This is a genomic window from Streptomyces sp. DSM 15324, from assembly GCF_001514285.1.
In the GTDB taxonomy this organism is placed as follows: Bacteria; Actinomycetota; Actinomycetes; order Streptomycetales; family Streptomycetaceae; genus Streptomyces.
This window is the reverse complement of the sequence record NZ_KQ949056.1, coordinates 4,180-7,545: the sequence shown is the minus strand read 5'-3', so window position 1 is coordinate 7,545 and position 3,366 is coordinate 4,180. Positions and strand designations below refer to the sequence as shown.

General features: G+C 71.9%; 1 protein-coding gene. It reads right to left on the bottom strand.

Annotation, left to right across the window (positions count from 1 at the left end):
- A partial coding sequence (locus tag AQJ58_RS45595) for an acyltransferase domain-containing protein (protein WP_159056427.1) occupies window positions 1-3,306 on the bottom strand: 3,306 nt, incomplete at its 3' end.
- Between the last annotated feature and the right edge of the window lie 60 nt (window positions 3,307-3,366).

Here is a 3,366-nt window from a genome sequence, read left to right as displayed (position 1 = left end):
AAACGCGCCCTCGAACGCCAGATCCCGGGACGACGCGATGTGTGCCTCGTCCAACCCCAGGCCCCGCAGAGTGCCCCACTTGCCGGCACTCGCCGTACCGAACACCTCCGCACCCAGATGCCGCGCCAACTGCACCGCGGCCATGCCCACACCACCCGCAGCCGCGTGCACCAGCACCGACTCACCCGGCTGCACCGCACCCAAATCCGTCAGCGCGTAATACGCCGTCAGGAAGACCACCGGCACCGACGCCGCATCGGCGAAGGACCAGCCGTCAGGCACGCGCGCCACCTTGCGCGCATCCGCCACCGCCACCGGCCCGAACGAGCCGGAGAAGAGGCCCATGACGCGGTCACCGACCGCCAGGCCCTTCACTCCCGGGCCGACTTCGGTCACCACACCGGCGCCTTCCAGACCGAAGTCCTTCGCGTCGCCGGGGTACATGCCGAGTGTGTTGAGCACATCGCGGAAGTTGACACCCGCCGCACGGACGGCGATCCGCACCTGGTGGTCCGCCAACTCATCGGACGGAACACCGCGCAGCGTGAGCCCCTCCAGGGTGCCCTTCTCCGCGATGTCCAGTCGCCATGCCTGCTGCCCTGCGGGCACGGTCAGAGCCGTACCGGTCGCGGCGCGGACGAGCCGGGGCGCGTAGGCCGTGCCACCGCGCAGTGCCAGCTCCGGCTCGTCCGAGGCGAGTGCGGCGGGCACCAGGGCCCAGGACGCGTCCGAGCCGTCCACGTCCAGCAGTGCGAACCGGTCCGGTGCCTCGGCGCGTGCCGCGCGGGCCAGGCCCCACACCGCCGCCAGGGCCGGATCGGCGGACGATTCGTCGATCGTGACGGCCCCTTCGGTGAGGAGCACCAGACGGGCGCCCTCGAACCGCTCCTCCGACAACCAGGCCTGGACCTGGGCGAGTACGTGGGCCGTGACCTCGTGCGCGGCCTCGGCCGCGCCGCCGACCGGCCTCCCCACCCGCACCAGGACGTCCGTCCCGGGCTCCACAGCAGTGTCGGGGAGACCGACGAGCACAGCGGGGGCTTGCGTCACACCGTCGACGGACGGGGTGAGCGGGACCGGAGACCAGTCGGTCTGGAAGAGGCTGTCGACATGGCGGTTGTCCGCCTTCGCCAGGTCGCCGGACGCCTCCCGCAGCACGAGCGACTCCACCGACGCCACCAACCCACCCGCGGCGTCCGCGAGCTCCAACGCCACCGCGTCCGACCCCAGCTCCACCACCCGCACCCGCAACGCACGCGCACCCGACGCCCACAACGACACCCCGGACCACGAGAACGGCAACCGCGCCCGCCCGTCCCCGAGCACCGACGTGAACATCACCGCGTGCAGCGCCGCATCCACCAACGCCGGATGCGCCCCGAACCGCTCCGCCCCGTCCTCGTGCCCCTCGGGCAAGGCGACTTCCGCGAAGACCTCGTCGCCACGTCGCCACACACCCCGCAGCCCACGGAACACCGGACCGTACGACAGGCCAAGCCCGGCGAAACGCTCGTACACCCCCTCGACCGGCTCCGCCACCGCATCCTGCGGCGGCCAGACACCGAAATCGAAACGGTCGGCGGTCGGCGCGGCCGCGAGGGCGGCCAGTACGCCCGTGGCGTGCAAGGTCCAGGGCAGGTCGTCGGGCAGCTCTTCGAGACGGGAGTGGATCTCCACTGTGCGGCGGCCGGCCTCGTCCGCCGCACCCACCCGCACCTGAACCCGGACCCCACCCCGCTCCGGCACCACCAACGGCGCCGCGATCGTCAGATCCTCCACCCGGTCACACCCGGCCTGCTCCCCCGCCCGCAACGCCAACTCCAGGAACCCCGTCCCCGGAAACACCACCACACCCGCCACCACATGATCCCGCAACCACTCCTGCACCCCACACGACACACGCCCCGTCAGCAGCAGACCATCCCCACCCGCAAACTCCACCGCCGCACCCAGCAACGGATGCCCCGCCACACCCAACCCCACCGCACCCAGATCCCGGGTGTGCAGGGCGGAGGCGGCGGGCCAGAAGCGGCGCCGCTGGAACACGTACGTCGGCAGGTCGACGGGGGTCGCGGCAGCAGCCGTACCGGTGAAGACGGCGGTCCAGTCGAGTGCGGTGCCGCGTGCGAACAGCTCTGCTGCCGCCGAGAGGAGCGAGTGGGTCTCGGGGCGGTCCTTGCGCAGGGTCGGGGTCAGCAGAACGCCCCCGTCCGCACCGTCGAGACCGCCCTGCGCCAGCGCCGTCAGGGTCCCGTCCGCGCCCAGCTCCACGAACCGCGACACACCCTGCTCCGCCAACCGCAGCACGGCACCCGCGAACCGCACGGGCCGACGCACGTGCTCCACCCAGTACTCCGGCGACATCAACTCCTCAGCCGCAGCCACCTCACCCGTCACCGTCGAGACGACCGGAATCCGAGGCTCCCCGTACGACAGCCCCTCGGCCACCACCCGGAAGTCGGCGAGCATCGGCTCCATCAACGGCGAGTGGAACGCATGACTCACCCGCAACGCCGTCACCTTGCGATCCAGGGCACGGAAGTGCGCGGCGACCCTCTCCACCTCATCCGCCACACCCGCGACCACCACGGCCCGCGGCCCGTTGACCGCCGCGACACCCACCTCGTCACCGAGCAGGGGCAGGACCTCGTCCTCGGCGGCCTGGAGCGCGACCATCGCCCCGCCCCCGGGCAGGGCCTGCATCAGCCGGCCGCGCGCCGCCACCAGACGGCACGCGTCCGCCAGGGACCACACCCCCGCCACATGAGCCGCCGCGATCTCACCGATCGAGTGACCGGCCAGCACGTCCGGGCGCACACCCCACGACTCCAGCAGCCGGAACAAGGCCACTTCCAGCGCGAACAGCGCCGGCTGGGTGAACTCCGTCCGGTTCAGCAGGTCGGCATCCTCACCGAACACCACCTCCCGCAGATCGAAGGGCAGTTCCGCGTCCACGGCGTCGAACGCCTCGGCGAAGACGGGGTACTTGGCATACAACTCCTGGCCCATGCCGAGCCGTTGCGAGCCCTGCCCCGCGAACAGGAAGGCCGTCCGGCCGTTGGTCTGCGCAGAGTTTCGTATGACGTTGGGCTCCGTACCGCCCTCGGCGAGAGCGCTCAGAGCGTGGAGCAGTTCGTTGCGGTCGGAAGCCAGGATCACCGCGCGGTGCTCCAGGACGGTCCTGGTGGTGGCGAGCGCCCGGGCCGTGTCGGCGAGGGGGAGGTCGGGGCGCGCCTCCACGAAGGCCGCCAGATTCTCGGCCTGGGCCGACAGGCCATCGCCGGCCGCCGACAACACCCACGGCACTACCGACGCCTCGGCGCTTGCCGCCTCGGCGATCTCCGCAACTACCGCCGCTTCAGGCAT